Annotated in this window: 21 protein-coding genes; 10 read left to right on the top strand and 11 right to left on the bottom strand. The window is 61.8% G+C overall.

Translation table 11 applies throughout. From position 1 onward, the window contains the following. Window positions 1-38: 38 nt before the first annotated feature. Window positions 39-1,841 (top strand): allophanate hydrolase, encoded by a 1,803-nt coding sequence (atzF, locus tag DK391_RS19585; RefSeq protein ID WP_109479659.1) that lies wholly within the window; start codon window positions 39-41, stop codon window positions 1,839-1,841. Window position 1,842: 1 nt separating this feature from the next. Here the strand turns inward: atzF and DK391_RS19580 are convergent, their stop codons facing one another. Further along, complete coding sequence (locus DK391_RS19580) at window positions 1,843-2,253, bottom strand: hypothetical protein (RefSeq protein ID WP_109479627.1); 411 nt, start codon at window positions 2,251-2,253, stop codon at window positions 1,843-1,845. A gap of 71 nt (window positions 2,254-2,324) precedes the next feature. Next, window positions 2,325-2,801 (bottom strand): glycine zipper 2TM domain-containing protein, encoded by a 477-nt coding sequence (locus DK391_RS19575; RefSeq protein WP_109479626.1) that lies wholly within the window; start codon window positions 2,799-2,801, stop codon window positions 2,325-2,327. A gap of 201 nt (window positions 2,802-3,002) precedes the next feature. Here DK391_RS19575 and DK391_RS19570 point away from each other — a divergent pair, with 201 nt between their 5' ends. Then, window positions 3,003-3,395, top strand: coding sequence for a RidA family protein (locus DK391_RS19570; protein WP_109479658.1), 393 nt, complete (start codon window positions 3,003-3,005; stop codon window positions 3,393-3,395). A gap of 32 nt (window positions 3,396-3,427) precedes the next feature. Beyond that, a complete protein-coding gene (locus tag DK391_RS19565; protein WP_109479625.1) occupies window positions 3,428-4,102 on the top strand; it encodes an antibiotic biosynthesis monooxygenase in 675 nt (224 codons plus the stop codon). Between the two features lie 34 nt (window positions 4,103-4,136). On the opposite strand, the gene DK391_RS19560 is transcribed toward DK391_RS19565, so the two are convergent. Both DK391_RS19560 and DK391_RS19555 read right to left on the bottom strand, forming a co-directional pair. After that, window positions 4,137-5,000 (bottom strand): oxidoreductase, encoded by an 864-nt coding sequence (locus tag DK391_RS19560; protein ID WP_109479624.1) that lies wholly within the window; start codon window positions 4,998-5,000, stop codon window positions 4,137-4,139. Between the two features lie 120 nt (window positions 5,001-5,120). Continuing rightward, window positions 5,121-5,387, bottom strand: a complete 267-nt coding sequence (locus DK391_RS19555; RefSeq protein ID WP_109479623.1) for a cupin — start codon at window positions 5,385-5,387, stop codon at window positions 5,121-5,123. A 154-nt stretch (window positions 5,388-5,541) separates the two neighbouring features. Here DK391_RS19555 and DK391_RS19550 point away from each other — a divergent pair, with 154 nt between their 5' ends. The 3 genes from DK391_RS19550 to DK391_RS19540 all read left to right on the top strand — a co-directional run bounded on the left by DK391_RS19550 (window position 5,542) and on the right by DK391_RS19540 (window position 6,773). Then, window positions 5,542-5,961 carry a secondary thiamine-phosphate synthase enzyme YjbQ gene (locus tag DK391_RS19550; RefSeq protein ID WP_109479622.1) on the top strand — a complete coding sequence of 140 codons (420 nt, stop codon included), beginning with the start codon at window positions 5,542-5,544 and terminating at the stop codon, window positions 5,959-5,961. Between the two features lie 42 nt (window positions 5,962-6,003). Next, on the top strand, window positions 6,004-6,336 hold the full coding sequence (locus DK391_RS19545) for a hypothetical protein (RefSeq protein ID WP_109479621.1): 333 nt from the start codon (window positions 6,004-6,006) through the stop codon (window positions 6,334-6,336). 242 nt (window positions 6,337-6,578) lie between these two features. Next, complete coding sequence (locus tag DK391_RS19540) at window positions 6,579-6,773, top strand: DUF3562 domain-containing protein (RefSeq protein ID WP_109479620.1); 195 nt, start codon at window positions 6,579-6,581, stop codon at window positions 6,771-6,773. A gap of 59 nt (window positions 6,774-6,832) precedes the next feature. Here the strand turns inward: DK391_RS19540 and DK391_RS19535 are convergent, their stop codons facing one another. The 3 genes from DK391_RS19535 to DK391_RS19525 all read right to left on the bottom strand — a co-directional run bounded on the left by DK391_RS19535 (window position 6,833) and on the right by DK391_RS19525 (window position 8,774). After that, entirely contained in the window at window positions 6,833-7,330 is a 498-nt protein-coding gene (locus DK391_RS19535) for a protein tyrosine phosphatase (RefSeq protein WP_109479619.1), read from the bottom strand. Window positions 7,331-7,647: 317 nt separating this feature from the next. Next, the gene (locus DK391_RS19530) at window positions 7,648-8,052 is read right to left on the bottom strand and encodes an FKBP-type peptidyl-prolyl cis-trans isomerase (RefSeq protein ID WP_109479618.1); all 405 of its coding nucleotides are present in this window, start codon (window positions 8,050-8,052) and stop codon (window positions 7,648-7,650) included. Between the two features lie 188 nt (window positions 8,053-8,240). Beyond that, window positions 8,241-8,774, bottom strand: a complete 534-nt coding sequence (locus tag DK391_RS19525) for a carboxymuconolactone decarboxylase family protein (RefSeq protein ID WP_109479617.1) — start codon at window positions 8,772-8,774, stop codon at window positions 8,241-8,243. Window positions 8,775-8,979: 205 nt separating this feature from the next. Between DK391_RS19525 and DK391_RS19520 the strand changes: the two genes are divergently transcribed. Next, complete coding sequence (locus DK391_RS19520) at window positions 8,980-9,876, top strand: hypothetical protein (RefSeq protein ID WP_109479616.1); 897 nt, start codon at window positions 8,980-8,982, stop codon at window positions 9,874-9,876. 42 nt (window positions 9,877-9,918) lie between these two features. On the opposite strand, the gene DK391_RS19515 is transcribed toward DK391_RS19520, so the two are convergent. From DK391_RS19515 to DK391_RS19505, 3 genes are all read right to left on the bottom strand, one after another. After that, window positions 9,919-10,173: a hypothetical protein gene (locus DK391_RS19515; protein ID WP_109479615.1), complete on the bottom strand. Its 255-nt coding sequence runs from the start codon at window positions 10,171-10,173 to the stop codon at window positions 9,919-9,921. 517 nt (window positions 10,174-10,690) lie between these two features. After that, window positions 10,691-12,253: a methyl-accepting chemotaxis protein gene (locus DK391_RS19510; protein ID WP_109479614.1), complete on the bottom strand. Its 1,563-nt coding sequence runs from the start codon at window positions 12,251-12,253 to the stop codon at window positions 10,691-10,693. A 326-nt stretch (window positions 12,254-12,579) separates the two neighbouring features. Next, complete coding sequence (locus DK391_RS19505; protein ID WP_109479613.1) at window positions 12,580-12,798, bottom strand: hypothetical protein; 219 nt, start codon at window positions 12,796-12,798, stop codon at window positions 12,580-12,582. 356 nt (window positions 12,799-13,154) lie between these two features. Here DK391_RS19505 and DK391_RS19500 point away from each other — a divergent pair, with 356 nt between their 5' ends. From DK391_RS19500 to DK391_RS19490, 3 genes are all read left to right on the top strand, one after another. After that, window positions 13,155-13,625, top strand: coding sequence for a response regulator (locus tag DK391_RS19500; protein ID WP_109479612.1), 471 nt, complete (start codon window positions 13,155-13,157; stop codon window positions 13,623-13,625). A 77-nt stretch (window positions 13,626-13,702) separates the two neighbouring features. Continuing rightward, complete coding sequence (locus tag DK391_RS19495; protein ID WP_109479611.1) at window positions 13,703-15,268, top strand: phospholipase D family protein; 1,566 nt, start codon at window positions 13,703-13,705, stop codon at window positions 15,266-15,268. A 135-nt stretch (window positions 15,269-15,403) separates the two neighbouring features. Further along, a complete protein-coding gene (locus DK391_RS19490; RefSeq protein WP_239482885.1) occupies window positions 15,404-16,009 on the top strand; it encodes a lytic transglycosylase domain-containing protein in 606 nt (201 codons plus the stop codon). Window positions 16,010-16,011: 2 nt separating this feature from the next. On the opposite strand, the gene DK391_RS19485 is transcribed toward DK391_RS19490, so the two are convergent. Beyond that, the gene (locus DK391_RS19485) at window positions 16,012-16,908 is read right to left on the bottom strand and encodes a LysR family transcriptional regulator (protein WP_109479609.1); all 897 of its coding nucleotides are present in this window, start codon (window positions 16,906-16,908) and stop codon (window positions 16,012-16,014) included. Between the last annotated feature and the right edge of the window lie 49 nt (window positions 16,909-16,957).

Raw genomic sequence — 16,957 nt, 5'->3', positions numbered from 1 at the left:
CGCGCGCTTCAAACAACGCATTCAAGGAATCATCGAACATGGATTCATTCGATCTGCGTCTTCCTGCCGTACGCGCCGCGTACCGTGCAGGCCGCACGACCCCGCGCGAACTGATCGGCGCGTTGCGCAAGCGCGCCGCCGCGCTGAACCCGGACTTTCATCTGTTCATTCATCTGCTGTCCGACGCTGAAATCGAGCCTTATCTCGCCGCACTGGACGAACGCGACGCGCAATCGCTGCCGCTCTATGGCGTGCCATTCGCGCTGAAGGACAACATCGATCTCGCGGGCATTCCGACCACGGCCGCCTGCCCGGCCTTTGCATACACGCCTGACGAAACCGCAACACTCGTCGCGCAGCTGATCGCGCTCGGTGCGGTGCCGGTCGGCAAGACCAATCTCGACCAGTTCGCCACTGGTCTGAACGGCACGCGCTCGCCCTATGGCAAGTGCCGCAACAGCGTGCACGCTGCGTATCCTTCGGGTGGGTCGAGTGCGGGGTCGTCGCTCGCCGTCGCGCTCGGCGTCGCGAGCTTCTCGCTTGGCACCGACACGGCGGGTTCGGGCCGCGTGCCTGCGGCACTGAACAATCTCGTCGGCACGAAAGGCACGAAGGGCTTGCTATCGACAGCGGGCGTCGTGCCTGCGTGCCGCACGCTCGACTGCGTGACCTACTTCACCGCGACAGCCAGCGAGGCGAGCGAACTGCTCGCGCTCACCGCGCGCCACGATCCCGCCGATGCCTACAGCCGCGCCAATCCGCAATGGAACGACGTAACGGCCTTCGGCGCCGTGAAGCATTTTCGTTTCGGCGTGCCGCGTCAGCTCGAATATGCGGGCTGCGAAGAAAGCCCTGCACTGTTCGCGCAGGCCCGTGCAGCGCTCGAAGCGATCGGCGGCGAAGCGGTCGAGATCGACTTCGCGCCATTCATCGAGGCCGCGCATCTGCTCTACGAAGGACCGTGGGTCGCCGAGCGCTACAGCGTGACGGGCGCGTTGATGGAATCGCAGCCGGACGCCGTGCTGCCCGTGATTCGCGATGTGCTCGCGAAAGCGCCCGGCACCACCGCCGTCGATGCCTTCCGCGCGCAGTACAAACTGCAGGCGCTGAAGCAGCGCTGCGATGCCGTGCTCGCCGGACTCGATTGCGTGCTGACGCCGTCCATTCCGCGTGCAGTGACGCTCGACGAACTCGAACGCGATCCTGTCGGCGCGAATTCGCTGCTGGGGCATTACACGAACTTCATGAACCTGCTCGATTACGCGGCCGTCGCCACGCCTGCCGGTTTTATGCGCAACGGCCTGCCGTGGGGCGTGACGCTGTTCGGCCGCGCATTCACCGATCAGTATCTGCTGAGCGTCGCCGATGCGCTGCATCGCAAGCTCGCCGTGCCGCCGATCGGCGGCGCGCAGCAGGATGCGAACGTGCCTTCCAATGCGGCCCGTCACGACCGCATGAAGCTGGTGGTGTGCGGGGCGCATCTCGAAGGGTTGCCGCTGAACGGGCAGTTGACCGCGCGAGGTGCAACGCTTGTCGGCAGGACCACGAGCGCGCCGCGTTATCGACTGTATGCGCTCGCGTCGGGCGGCTCGACACAACGGCCGGGCATGATGCGCGACAGCGCGAACGGCACGGCAATCGAAGTCGAAGTGTGGGACATGCCTGCGAGCGAAGCAGGCTCGTTTCTCGCCGCCATTCCTGCGCCGCTTGCATTGGGCAAAGTCGAACTGGCGGACGGCAGCTGGGAAACGGGCTTTGTCTGCGAGGCATACGGCATCGAAGGCGCCACCGACATCACGCCATACGGCGGCTGGCGCGCGTGGGTGCAACGCGCCGCGTAGTTCAAGCCTCGTACTGTGCGCAGTACAGCCGCGCGTGCCGGCCCGTCACCGCGCGGCTCCAGATTTCTTCATCGTCGAGCACGGTCTGGATCAGTTCCACCGGCATGCCGCCATCGATGATCGCCGCCACGCGGAAGCCGTCGATCGGTTCGTAGGGGCCGAGCACGACCTCCTTGCCGTCGATGGCCCGCTCGAGATCGTCGACCTTGAACGCCAGATGCGGCATGCGACGCATCAGTTCGTGCAGCGGGCTGTCGGCTTCGAAGCGGTGATACTGGATGCGTGCGAGCTTGCAGTCGCTGTCGCTCGTGTACATCCGGTACTGCGGGCTGTAGCGCTCGCCTTCGCGCACTTCGCTGGTCGGGATGCCGATGTGATGAAACTCGTAGATCACGTCATCGCGCATGAACATGATGGTCTCCTTCGTTTGCTTGCCGGGTTGCGGCGTGTGCTGCCCGTTGCCGCTCGTTGCCGTACCAGCGCTTACAGCGTCACGCGGGTCACGCCGACATCCGACAGCAACCGCACGCGTTGGCCTGCGTAGAACATCGGACCGTCGGTGCTTTGGGTGATGGCGCGCAGCGAGCCATCGTCCAGGCGCACGGTGATTTCCACGCCCTGCTTCTTCTCGAAGTGGTTCTGCACCTCGTTGCCCGCCACAGCGCCCGCAATGCCGCCGATGATGCCCGTCAGGATCGAGCCGCGTCCGCCGCCGATCGCGCTGCCGGCAATGCCGCCAATCGCGCCGCCACCCAACGCGCCGAGAAAGCCGGGCTGGCCGTTGCTGGTATCGATGGTGACGGGACGCACGCTTTCGACGGTGCCGAAACGGACGCTTTCCTCACGCTGCGCCTGCGATGCGCTGTAGACGTTGGGTGAGCCGTCGAAGGTTGCGCAGCCGCTCAGTGCGAGCGAGACGACGAGTGCCGAAGCACATGCTGTTACGAATGACTTGTTCATGGTGTTCCCCTCTGTAAGCAGCGCGCCGCGTTGGCGGGTGCGCTGCGTTCTTTCGATGTATGCATCGTAAGCTCGCAGAATGAGTGGAAAATGAGCAGCGCTTTTGCGCAATCGCACCCGTCATTTCGTGTCAGCCTGAAACGTCGGCGCAGCCCGCGGCGCTACGATGGCAGCCAGATCATGCGAGGAGAGTGCACAGCAATGAAACGTGAAATCATCAGGGTGGAACCGCTGTCGGGCTGGCTGGAACGCTGGAAGGCGCCGACGTCCGTCGTCACGCGGCATGGCGACACGATCTACGTGTCGGGCCTGCCGCCTTTCGATCCCGAAACAGGTGAAGTGGCCGATGTGCCGCTCGAACGCCAGACCGAACTGGTCCTCGAGCAACTCAAGCTCTGCGTCGAAACGGCCGGCTCCTCGCTCGACAACGTGCTCAAGTGCAACGTGTATTGCACGTCGGTCGAGCAGTTCGCCGCCGTCAACGCGATTTACGCGCGCTATTTTCCAAAGGATCCGCCCGCGCGCATCTTTGTGTGCGTGCCTGCATGGCCGGGGCGGTTCGACATCGAGATCGACTGCATCGCAGCCGTCTGAGCGCGTTTAGCGCGTCTGAACAGGAGAACACGATGTTTTCAGTGCTGTTCGAAGTGCAGCCACGTGCGGACCGATGGGACACGTATCTCGGCTACGCGAAAATGCTGAAGCCGGAGCTGGAACAGATCGACGGCTTCGTCGATAACGTCCGCTATGCCAGTCTCACGCGCGAAGGCGTGCTGCTATCGCTGTCCGGCTGGCGCGACGAGAAAGCGCTGGTGCGATGGCGCACGCAGGCGATGCATCACGGCGTGCAGGAAAAAGGCCGCACGCAGACCTTCAGCGATTACCGGCTGCGCGTCGGCCAGATCACACACGACACGCGGCTGCCCGCCGGACACACGTTGCACGAGCAACGACTCGACGAAACCGAAACAGGCGATGCGACCACCATCGTACTGATCGATGCTCGGCGTGACGCGGAGTGGGTAAAACAGGCGGGGGCATGCGGCGTCGCGAGCTTCCTGGGCTTGCGCGAAGACGCCGCGGGCCTCGCAGCGTGGGACGTGTTCGACGCGGTGCTGACGCCGGGCGACATCATCCTGCTGACCGCGTGGCGCGACGTACAGGCCGCCAGTGCCTTCGCGAGCGCCTTGGCCTTTCCAGCAGGCGCGCGACTGCGCAGCGTGCGTGTGGTGCGCGATTACGGCATGTTCGATCGCCGCGAAGCGCCGCAATACTATCCCGACGCCGCGCGGCCCGCGTAAAACCAGTCGTCGCCCACGCGAAGGTTAGCGCTCGCTATCGCGAAGCGTCAGGAAAATCCGCACCGAGACTCGTCTCGCGCCACGCGTCGATATCGGCGAGCGTGGCATGCAGACGCTTCGACACCGCATCGACGCCGAATGCGCCGAGCACGAGATGGCGCGGCGGGTTGTCGGCTTCCGTGAGGCGGATCATGGCCTGCGCGGCGCGCACAGGGTCGCCTGGCTGATGGCCGCTGTATTGCGCCGTGGTCTGCATGCGCTTGCCCGCCGTCTCCGCGTAATCGGCGATACGGTTGGGCGTCTGCTTCAACGAGCGTCCCGCCCAGTCGGTGCGGAACGGGCCAGGCTCGACGCAGGTCACGTGGATGCCGAGCGGCCCGGCTTCCGTCGCGAGCGAATCGGACCAGCCTTCCACTGCGTGCTTGCTCGCCGCGTAGTAACCCGAGCCAGGAAAGCCCGCCAGCCCTGCCACCGACGTAATGTTCACCACATGCCCCTTGCGCCGCGCACGCATGCCCGGCAGCACGGCGCGCGTCATCGCGAACAGGCCGAACACGTTCGCGTCGAACTGCGCGCGGATCTCCGCTTCCTCGCCTTCCTCGACCGACGATTGATAACCATAGCCCGCATTGTTGACCAGCACGTCGATTGCGCCGAAGCGCTGCTGCGCGGTGTCGACAGCGGCGGCGATCTGCGCGGCATCGGTCACGTCGAGCTGCACGCGCGCCAGGCGGGCGTCGGCGTCGCTGCCCGGCTCGGCCAGCCCGGCCAGCGACGCGGCGTCCCGCGCCGTCGCCACGCAGCGCCAGCCGCGCGCGAGCACCGCAAGAGCGAGTTCCTTGCCAAAGCCGGTTGAGCAGCCAGTGATAAACCAGACGGGCGTCGTGGACGTAGGCATTCAGAACCTCCTCGATGGTGAATATGAGCGACAAGACATCGGCACGATAGATGCCAACGCATCGAAAATAGTAACGGCTCGATGCGAAGCGTGCAGGCGCTTTGCCCGCCTCCGTCGCGGCTACTTGCGGCCGACCAGATATTGAACGCCTTCGGGCCCGAAGCGTTCCGAATGGCTTACATTCGCTTGCAGATGGAATACATCGCCCGTTATGTACAGGTGATCCGTGGCGCCGATGCGTATCGTCAGTTCGCCATGCAGGATCAGCGCCTTCGCTTCGAACGGATGCGTGTGATGATCGAGCGTGCCGTGCGCGTCGCGCGTGACGGTCACGATTTCGGCGTAGCCTTCGCGCTTCAATGCCTCGATGAATTCGTCGCGTTCCATGCTGGTTGTCTCCCTGCAGCGTTTTTGCCACGACGCCCGTGGCACTGTAGTCCCAGCATAGACCTTTTCGCATCATGCGATCCGCTGCGCGGCTCGCGGTAAACTCGGCGCAACGCATCCACGGCATGTCACACAGCACAATGGAGAACGATTCATGCGCCAGGCCATTCACCATCTGAACGTGCGGGCGCGCGCCCGCGGCCTGTCCGAGTTCACTCACGAAGTCGCGGCCTTCGTGCACGATACGTCGATCGAGACAGGCATCCTCACCGTGTTCTGCCGCCATACGTCGGCGTCGTTGCTGATTCAGGAGAACGCGGACTCTTCCGTGCAACGCGATATCGAACGGCACTTCGCCATGCTCGCGCCCGAAGACCCGACGCGCTACGAGCACGACACGGAAGGTCCGGACGATATGCCCGCGCATCTGCGCACCGCACTCACGCAGGTACAGTTATCGATACCCGTCGAGCACGGCCGCATGGTGCTCGGCACATGGCAAGGGATTTATCTGTTCGAGCATCGCGCAAGGCCGCAGGGGCGCGATATCGTGCTGCATCTGATCGGCGAATAGCTTTCCAGCAGACGGCCAACAACATCAACAAGGAAACGAACCATGATCTTGCGTGCGCATGTTCTTGTCGCAGCGGCTTCGCTCGCGATGCTGACCTCAGCCTGCACTCACACCGGTCCCGTCGAATTTTCGCTAACAGGCGCGGACGCCTCGACCTCCACCAACGCGGGCGACCTGGACTTCGGCCCGATGGACCGCACCGTCGCACAGTGCAAGACGGTGTCGCGCAACGCCGGGCCGGGGCAATGCACGAAGGTGCGCGCTTACGAGTCGTGCATGAAGAGCAAGGGCTATATCACCGTGCTCGGACCTGAGAACCCGAAAGGCTGCGGCGACCCCGACTGGGAAAAAGACGTGCGCAAGTGGCTTGAATAGGCAAGTGCCGCGCAACGTGCGATGCAAGCGTTTTGCATCCACGTTATCCACAATTTCTGTTGAAAGACCTGTGGAAAAGTTCTGGGCGCACGCGCTATCTGTCTGATCAAACAGGGTTTCTTCGCGCGTGACTTCGCAGCATCGGCACGCGGGCGCACCGATTGCGAAGTTCTATTGGCGTGTGCGCAATGCATGTCCTTCAATTCAGGATTCTGACAACCGACTGATGAACGGAGGCATGCATGAAGACGGAAGATTCGCAGAAGATCGTGCACGAAATCGCAGAATCCACCGATGCCCCCGAAGAAGTCGTCTCGCAGATGTACACCGATGCCGTGCAGGCGTATCAACGCGACGCACGCATTCTCGACTATGTGCCGCTATTCGCGGCCAAGCGTGTGCGCGAGACCTTGCGCTCGCGCACCGCACGCCGCTGAATCCCTGCAGAACGCTCCGCCGGGCGCCAGACAGCGCACTGCCGTGCAGGCATTGCGTGTTACTGGCCGCTCATCAGCAGGTCACACGCTTCGGATGAACACTCGGCCACGGCGGACAATTTCAGCGATGGCCAGGGGCGGCGCTCGGCCGCAATAAAGCCTTCGACACGCTTGAGGATCTGCCAGAACGCGTTCTCGATCGTGCCGGCGGCGGCATAGGCGGACGGCGTCAGCGCCCAGTGACTGAGCTTCGGCGCGCCGTGGAACGCGCGCATGTCGACGCGCGCCGATTCATCGCACAGCGTCACCACGAAGTCCATCTCCGGCGCCCATTCGCTCGTGAATTCCAGCCAGCTCTTGGGATTGAGCAGTTCGAGACTCGAAAAGCCATGGCGCAACTCGCCCATCGCCGCGGCGTGAACCTTGTCGGCGGGTTCGAGGCCCGCGCTGAATGCGTCGAAATGCAATCCGTCCAGCTCGCGTAGCAAGGCTTCCGCCAAAATGCTAAGCGTCGCGTTGTCCCTGCAAAGGAACAGCACTCTTTGTTTTCTGGTCACCCTACACCCCGTCGTGCAGATTCTATTTTTTGCGGGATTCTGAGCGCGCAGTTTTTCATATTGGTGACAGAATCCCAATCGTCCGACTTGATTCTCCGCAAGAACGTTTAGTTATCACGCCAATTTGCGTTCGGCCAGCCAGCGTTAACGATAACGGGCGCCGCAAGGCGGAGTGGCGGGCCAGTCAAGCGGCGCGCACACGTTGCAGGGTCTTGCGTTGAGAGAGGTTCGCAGCGCCGCTGCGGGCGCTGCTGCCGGCTTCACCCGGCGGCACGATGGCCGGGTTGCCGGAAGGGTTATCCGGGAGATAACCGGGCTTACTTGACGATGGCGAGCAGTTCGACTTCGAAGGTCAGATCGCTGTTCGGCGGAATCACGCCGACACCGCGCGAACCGTAAGCCGTCGCAGCCGGGCAGGTTAGTTTGGCTTTTTCGCCGACCTTCATGGTCGCGACGCCTTGGGTCCAGCAAGGAATCACGCGGCCGAGCGGAAATTCTGCGGGGCCGCCATGCTTGGCCGAAGCGTCGAACTCGGTGCCGTTCGCGAGCGTGCCGCGGTAGTTGACGCGCACGGTATCGGCAGCCGTGGGCTGCGGACCGCTTCCCTGCGTCAGATGTTCGACGACGACGCCGGAAGGCAGCTTTTCCGTCGATGCAGCGTTAGCGGTAAGCGCCACCGATGCGAGCGCGGCCGCGGCGAGCAGGGCAACAACTGATTTCACGCGTATCTCCTTGGTTTGAAAAGCGAGCCTCATTCTAGCGGATCGCCCCTTTGCCCCAGGAGACTTGAATCAACTTGCTACAAATAAGCCGTTGCGCGCTGCGGATCTTCATGCGCGCGACAATCGCAACGGCCCGCGGCGAGCCGAAGCCCGCCGCGGGATTGCAGGTTCAAGACCCGCTTACGACATCAGATCTTCGGGAAATCGACGACCGTGTCGTTGACCCGGTTATACAGGTTCGTAAAGGTGATGTCGGCGATCGCGAGCAGCGTTTCGGTGATCTGCTGGTCGCTGTAACCGGCTTCCTTCACGGCATCGACCACTTCTGCCGGCACGGTGCCACGCGAGGTGAACACGGTGCGTGCGAACGTCGCGATGGCATTCAGATGCGCATCGGCGGAATCGCGGCCTTCGCGCAGCGCAATCACGTCGTCGACGGGAATGCCGACCTTCTTGCCTGCCAGCGAGTGGGCAGCGAGACAGTAGTCACAATCCACTGCGCCGCTGATCGCGAGCTTGATCGCTTCGATTTCCTTCTTCGACAGTGCACCCTTGCCGAGCGCCTCGGTCGTGGCGAGCACGATCTGCAGTGCAGCCGGGCTGTTCGAGCCGATGCCTGCGTAAGCGTTCGGCACCATGCCGACAGCGCGCTTGATGCCTGCGAAAAGATCAGCAGCCTGGCCAGTAGCTTCAGCAACGGGTTGGCGGTTCAGACGTTCCATGATGTGCTCCATATATTCAAAAGGTTGTTTGCTTTGCGCGACTGGGTCAGCGCATGGAAGTCATTCTAGGAACGTACGTTGCTACCGTGAATGCTGGTTCAAATCAGCTTTATGCTCGAACGGCTCATCGGTGCGACGGGCCGTCTCTGCTATATTTTCGTGCGTCATTCCACCAGATAGAGCGTTGTCAGCGGGAGCGCCTGCCATGAGCACTCACGGGATCATGCGGATAACAAAACGGTTGGTACTGGTTGCCCTCGCGCTACTGGGCTTCACGCTCGGCGCATTGTCATGGGCCGACGACAACGCCGCCGCCCTGAAGGACAAGTACGATTCGCTGGCGCCGCAGCTCAAGTCCAACGTGTTCAACCGGCCAATCCATCTGGATTCGGAAGAGACACCGAACACCTTGAAAGGCGATATCTACGCCGTCGTCGACTACCCGTTCGCCACCGTCAACAAGGCCTTCAACGATCCGCAGCAAGGCCCGGCAAACTGGTGCGACGTGCTGATCCTGCATCTGAATACGAAGTACTGTCACGCCTCGGTGAGCGGCAATGGCGCGATCATCAACATGAACGTCGGCAAGAAGACGGAGCAGGAACTCGGCGATACCTACCGCGTGCAGTTCAATTACCGGTCGGTGGCGACGAACCCGGATTACTTCCAGGTCGACCTGAGCGCCGCGACAGGACCGCTCAGCACGAAGGACTATCGCATCGTGCTCGAAGCCGTCGATATCGGCAAAGGACGCACGTTCCTGCATCTCACGTATTCATATGGATTCGGCACGGCGGGACGCATCGCGATGAAGACGTATCTCGCGACCATCGGCAGTGCGAAAGTGGGATTCACCAAGGCATCGGGCGACTACATAGGCGGCGTGCGCGGACTCGTGGAGCGCAACACGATGCGCTATTACCTCGCCATCGACGCGTATCTCGCCTCGCTTGCCCTTCCCGCCGACAAGCGTGTCGATCAGCGTTTCGCCACCTGGTTCGACGCGACCGAGCAGTATCCGCGGCAGTTGCACGAACTGGACCGCGACGAATACCTGCAGATGAAGAAGAACGAGTACCAGCGCCAGCAAACGGCGCAGTAGCGCGCGCCGATGCGCGGCGGCGGCGCGTGACGCTGGCGCGCTTCAGCGATCGATCGCTGCGATCTCGCTGACGCGCAGAAAGTCTTCGCGCTCGTCATACAGCGCGGCCAGTATGGAGCGCGCCTGCATGGGATCGAGATCGGGATCGGTGACCGTCATCATGATGTCGTACATGGCCACTGCGCCCGAATAGAACGCCGTTTCCGACTCCTGAAGCTGTGCCCGCGACACGCCGCGCGAGATCTGACGTGCGCAAAATGCCTTCCAGACCGACTCAATGGTCAAAGCCGCGTTCATTGTGCCCTCTCTGCTTCAAACGCCACGGCTAAACCACGTCGCTACGGCGTTCGTTCTCTCAGGTTCTGCATGCAACGACATTGCACTTCAGACAGGTGCAAACGTGCACGTCTATTAAACGCGATTCAATTGTGCGCATGAATCGATCATGCGTTTTCTCAAATCGCTTTATTACGCGCCGTATTTGGCAACGCAAAGGACTTTGCACGCGAAGCACCGTCCTGCAAGGCTTCCACGTGCATGGCATTGCGCATCGACACGATGTTCCTATCATAGTCGGTTTATGCGGCACTGCAACCTGTTTGCAATCGATTAATGCACGGCATTTGGCATCGCTTCGATGCGATAAAGCGAAGTGCATAGATGAATTAATGAATTACCGGCTGCCGCATTTACACGAAGACGGAATCGGCAAAACATGCATCGCCTGGCAGCACAGCCGTATTGTCCGGGCACGTGAATACGCAATGCGGCGCGGATAAACCGCGCCGCATGCGATGCCGATCAATCAGGTTACTCAGGCGGCAACGAGCCGGAACTGCGAGACGGTATCGTCGAGTTCGACACCCTGATGGCGCAACGACTGCGAAGCAGCAGCAGCCTGCTCGACGAGCGCCGCGTTCTGCTGCGTGACCATGTCCATCTGCGAGATTGCCTGGTTGATCTGCTCGATGCCGCGTCCCTGCTCCTCCGACGCCGCTGCGATCTCATCGACGATCTCCGACACGCGCGCCACGGCCTGCTTCACGTCGCTCATCGTGCGGCCCGCATCGTCGGCAAGCGACGAGCCGTTCTGGATCTCATGCACCGAACGCGCAATCAGTTCCTTGATTTCCTTCGCGGCCTGCGCCGAGCGCTGGGCGAGACTGCGCACTTCACCGGCAACGACTGCGAAGCCACGCCCTTCTTCACCTGCGCGCGCCGCTTCGACGGCCGCGTTCAACGCAAGAATGTTCGTCTGGAACGAGATGCCTTCGATGATCCCCGTGATCTCTGCGATCTTGCCCGAGCTCGCGCTGATGGCTTCCATCGTGTTCACCACGCGTTCGACGGTATCGCTGCCGCGTTGTGAAATCTCCGATGCGTTCGATGCCAGCGATTTCGCATGCTGTGCGCTGTCGGCGTTCTGCTTCACGGTCGATGTCAACTGCTCCATGCTCGCCGCGGTTTCCTGCAGCGATGCGGCTTGCGCTTCCGTGCGGCGGCTCAGATCGCTGTTGCCGCTGGCGATCTCGCTGGTCGCCGTCGAGACGCTTGCGCTGCTCGAACGCACGCGGCCAACCGTTTCCGTGAGCTTCTCGTTCATGTCGCGCAACGCCTTCAGCAACTCGCCGGCTTCGTCATCGCGATCGACCACGATGTTGCTCGTCAGATCGCCCATCGCAACCGTACGTGCCACTTCGACAGCACGCGTGATCGGCTGCGTGATCGAACGCACCATGCGCACGGACAGCATCAGCGACGTGAAGATCGCCAGCGCGCTCACGCCGATGATGATGTTGCGCAGCATCGCGAAACGCTCTTCGAAGTTCTGCACGATTTCGCTCTGGCGGGTCTTCGTGTAGGACGCGTAGTTATCGGTTGCCTTCACGAGTTGCGCCAGCAACGGCCGGCATTTCGTGTCCATCTCGTCGATAGCCTCGTCGCGATGATTGCTGAGCGCAAGACCGACGATGTGCAATGCAACCGGCCCGTACAACGCTTCGACACGGTTCATCTCCGCGACCAGCGAGCGGGCAGTCTCACTCGTATCGCTCGCGTTGTTGATCATCTCGTTGAGCTGCTTGAGCTTGATGCCGACATCTTCATGCGCCTTGTTGACGGCAGCCGTCTCGAGATCGAGATCGGCCTGTGTCTTGACGAGCACGAGATTGCGCGCGGCGATAGCGCGCCTATCGACGGCCGCGCGTACTTCGGCTGCCACCTGCGCGCGCGCGTCGATGCCATGCACGTACTGCCCGAATCCCTGCGTCGTGCTGGCAAGGCTGTACAACGAGACGGCAGAAATGACGATTGCAATGGCCGCCATCGATAGAAAACCGATGAACAGCCTCGTCCTGATGGAAAAGCTCTTCTTCATTGCTGGCCCCCGGAAGTGTGCCAATTAAATTTGCTTTGGATATGAATGTTTTCTATGCAAAAAAACGCCTGCTCTCAGTTCAGGCGTTGCGAGAAGGAACCCTGCTGCGCATCGATTCCGCGCGCGGCTTCTCTTCCTCTGACTTGGTTATCGGCTGCCTCCTCCCAAATATTTAACATTTGAGGGTTTTCACGAAGGTATTCGAGCGGACGCGACCCGACAATATGGGGAAATCCCCGTCTAAAGTTTCCGAATACACGAACAATGGCAGGCGAGGCACGTAATGCTTCAGTAAGCATTACGTTCGCTTTCAGGAAAGAGAAGAATCAATCCCAGTTCTCATCGATCCATTCGATGGCCCAGGTGCGCGCACACGTGATGGCATCGGACTCGTCGACGAATGAATCGATGTCGCCCGATTGATGGACTTCTGCTGGAGAACTCGCCGTTGCGGCGCGCGTGAGCTTGGCTTGTGCGACGTAGTGGCCGTCGTCGTCGTGCCTGGCACGGCAGTCGATGTGAAATCCCTTGTAGTCGAAATGCATGGCAAACCTCCTGAAGCGAAGAAAGTGCGATGCAATCCGGGCCTGGGTTTCTCCCGGGGAATGAAACAATCCTAGCATGGCATTACGTCGGCCCGATTGTCCTTTTGTGCTGCATGTGCGCGAGAACAACTGGTCCGGCGTTGCCTGCCTTCTGCGTAAAAAGCGGTAACGCATGCCTGAAATGCATCGCACGCGCGTGCGCCTCACGTCTTGCGGCTTGACGTGACAAGCGGTGCAACTCCTTTCTCCTGTGGTTTTGCACATGATTCGCATGCGCTCGCTGCCATGCAGGAATACCCGTTGCTGCATCGTCTGCAAGACAGCTGAAAACAGCGCCAGAAGACAGGAGGCACACGATGCACTACAGAACCTTCTCGCCAGTCCGCAGCCAGGTGTGGACGGCAGCACGCTTCGTCGCGCAGTCGATGCCGCCGCGCGTGCTCGTCGTCGACGATTACATCGATTCCGCCGACGCACTCGCAGCGTTTCTCTCCACTACCGGCTTCGATACTCGCGTCGCCTATAACGGCTGCGACGCATTGAAGATCGCCAACGAATGGCATCCCGACAGCGTGGTGCTCGATGTCGCGATGCCGGGTCTGTCGGGTCTTGCCGTCGCGCGCACGTTGCGCGAGTCGCCCGGTACGGCGTCCGTGCCGTTGATCGCCTATACCGCCTGCGAGACGACGGACAACTACGCCGAGTTGCGCGAAGGCGGCTTTGATGGCGTATGCGCGAAGCCCATTGATCCGTTGATGGTCGTCGATATTCTCGCGACGCTGCTCGGCACGGTCGCGCGCAATCGCGAACGCTACTTCCGTTCATGACCAGCGGGCGCAACCCTACTTGTAACGGAGGTTCCCTGCCGTTAATCTGACGCGCATCGCCGTTGCGGAGCGCGCACATGATCAGAATTCGAAGTCTTCTCGCGGCTTTCACTGTCGCCTTGCTGACTTCGTGCGCGAGCCTGCCGCCGCAGACAGAGCGCGTCCAGACGCACGCCGTCACCGACACGCAGGGCACGCGCCTTGGCATTGCGTTCACGCCGCAGGAACAGCGCCATCCCGACGAGACGGCTTTTCATCTGTTGCCCGACGCCGTCGATGCCCTCGTCGCCCGGCTCGTGCTCGCGGAAGCCGCAGATCGCACGCTGGACCTTCAGTACTACATCTGGCATGACGACCTGACAGGCCGCGGCCTCGCTGCCGCCGTGCTGCGCGCCGCCGATCGCGGCGTGCGCGTGCGGATCCTGCTCGACGATCTCGGCACCAATGCCGACGACAATCTGCTGCTCGCGCTCGACTCGCATCCGAACGTGCAGATCCGTCTGTTCAATCCCGTTGCCAACCGCACGTTCAAGAAGCTCGGCATGGCAACGGAGTTCTTCCGCGTGAACCGGCGCATGCACAACAAGGCGATGATCGCCGACAACGAAGGCGCGATACTGGGCGGCCGCAATATCGGCGATGAATACTTCGGTGCGTCGAGCGACGTGGCGTTCGGCGATCTCGATGTGCTCGTGCATGGCCCCGTCGTGCATGAAGTGTCGAATGCGTTCGATACCTTCTGGAACTCCGAAGCCGCGTATCCGATTGACAGCCTGATGGGCCGCAAGGCGGACCCGGCCGCGCTGGCCGGCGTTCGTCAACAGCTCGACACCTATCTGGCATCGCAAGACGGCAATCCGTATGTGGTGAATGCACGCGCGAAGCTCTCGCAGATGATCCAATCGCAGGACGCGGTATTTTCATGGGGAAAAGCCACCTTGCTCTACGACGATCCCGCCAAGATCACGCGTGCGCCGGGCGATTCGCAAGGCCACCTGATGACGCAGTTCAAGGCACTCGATCTGCAGCCGACCAGACAGATGCTGGTTGTCTCGCCGTATTTCGTACCGGGAAAAGAAGGCGTGGCGTGGCTCTCCGGTCTTACGCAGAAGCATGTGAGCGTGACCGTGCTGACGAACTCGCTTGCCGCAACAGATGTGGCCGCAGTGCATGCAGGCTATCAGCGTTATCGCAAGGCATTGCTCGAAGCGGGCGTGCGGCTCTATGAGCTGAAGCCGGTTGCCGATAACAAAACGGACAACCGGCAAGAGGACAAGAAGCATGTATTCGGTTCATCGAAAGCGTCGCTGCATGCGAAGACTTACGTATTCGACCGTCAGAGCATCTTTATCGGCTCGATGAATCTCGATCCGCGTTCGGTCGCACTCAATACGGAAATCGGCGTGTATTGCGAGAGCGCGCCCGCTGCCGCGCAGGTCGCCGATACGCTCGAACCGAACCTCGACCGCATTGCCTGGCGGCTCGAACTGCGTCCGAATGCGAATGGCACGAGCAGCATTGTGTGGATCGATACGGCGCCTGACGGAACCACCAAAGTACTCGACAGTGAGCCCGATGTATCGGGTATGCGCAAGGCCGGCATCTGGTTTCTGAGCATTCTGCCGATCGAATCGCAGCTATAGAAGCGAGGTCGAAAAAGCCCTTCATTTACGCGTTTTTTACGCGCAACGTGCCTTTCTTTTGAAAATCTCGACGGCGATCTCCATAGAGTTCTTGCATCCGGGCTAGTACCTGATGGTATGCAAGAACAACACGACTTGGCGACAGCACGACGGACCTATGCGCTCGTTAAACTCGCCCTGATGGCGGCGAGTCTCGCACTGTGCAGCGCATTGCCCTTCTCTCATGCGCGGGCCGAAACCGCGCCGTCAACATCCCAGCTCAGCGGCACACCCACGCTTCCCTCGCCTGCCGACATCGTCGCCACCTTGCGCGCGCAATTCCGCGTGTCTGCCAGCGACGCGCTGACCATCGCGCAAGCCGTTCTCACGGAAGCCAACCGTTATTCGATGTCGCCCGTGCTGCTGCTCTCGGTGATGGCCGTCGAGTCGGGTTTCGATCCACGTGCCGTGAGCGCACTCGGCGCGCGCGGCCTGATGCAGGTGTTGCCAGCAGCGCATCCACGCGCATTTGCCAACGTGAAAGAACTCGACGATCCTGCTATTAACGTGCGCATAGGATCGTCGATACTGCGCGCTTACCTCGATGCCGAAGGCGGCGACGTCGATGCCGCACTATGGCGCTATAGCGGCGGCGGCAAGGGATACGCGCAACGCGTTGCAGCGCATATGCGACGCTTCAATGCGGTATTGGGCGGCAACGCGCAGCCGGTCATGCGCGTATCGGCGGGCACGCTACGCTAGGCTCACGCGTCGAAGGTCATCAACTGCTGCGCCAACGCTTGCGCATGCGGCGTGAGTGCAGAGAAATCCCGTGCACATAGATGCAGATGCCGCGTCGTCCACGCTTCCGACAACGGCAACACGGCGATATCCGCATTCTTTAGCGGCTGCGTGCAGACGGCAGGCAGAATCGCGATGCCGACACCCGCCGCGATCAGCAGGCCCAGGTCGGACACATTGCGCAGCCGCACGCGGTACTGCATCTGCCTGCCGAGCCGCGATGCGCGATCGGTCAGATGACGCTCCAGCGCCGCGTCGGACAATCCCACGACTGCCTCGTCGACAATCTCGGCGAACGCAACGCGCGCTTCGTTCGCCACGCGATGCGTGCGGCTCACGGCCACCACCAGTTGATCGTCGGCGATCATGTGCGTCTGCAATGCGGCGAGATCGGCAATGTCCGCGACGATGCCAAGATCCGCGCGCCCTTCGGCAACGGCGCGCACGATGTCCGCGCTCGGCCGCTCGTCGATATCGACGGAAAGATCGGGATGCGCGCTCAGGAAGCGGCAAATCTGCGCGGGCAGAAACGAGGCGAGCGCGGCCGTGTTCGACATCAGATGCACGCGGCCCTTGAGACCCTGCGCGTAGCTGCGCAATTCGCCGCGCATCTGCTCGATCTGTCCGACGATCAGCCGCGCGTGCCGCACCAGCGCCTCGCCTGCGGGCGTCGCGCGCACGCCGCGCCGCGTGCGTTCGAGCAGCGGCGTGCCGAGCGCCGACTCCATGCCGGAGATGCGCTCGCTCGCCGACGCCAGCGCGAGATGCATCGCCTGCGCGCCGCGCGTGAGGCTGCCCTGTTCGACAACCATCAGGAATAGCCGCAGGTCAGTGAGGTCGAAACGCGACGTCGTGATCATCTTCGTCTAAGGCGAATGCTGGCATCGGAGAATCCCGATTGTAGCCGCG

The sequence above is a fragment of the Paraburkholderia sp. C35 genome, from assembly GCF_003121405.1.
GTDB lineage: Bacteria > Pseudomonadota > Gammaproteobacteria > Burkholderiales > Burkholderiaceae > Paraburkholderia.
The sequence above is the reverse complement of the archived record's forward strand: the minus strand, read 5'-3'. Positions and strand labels throughout refer to the sequence as shown.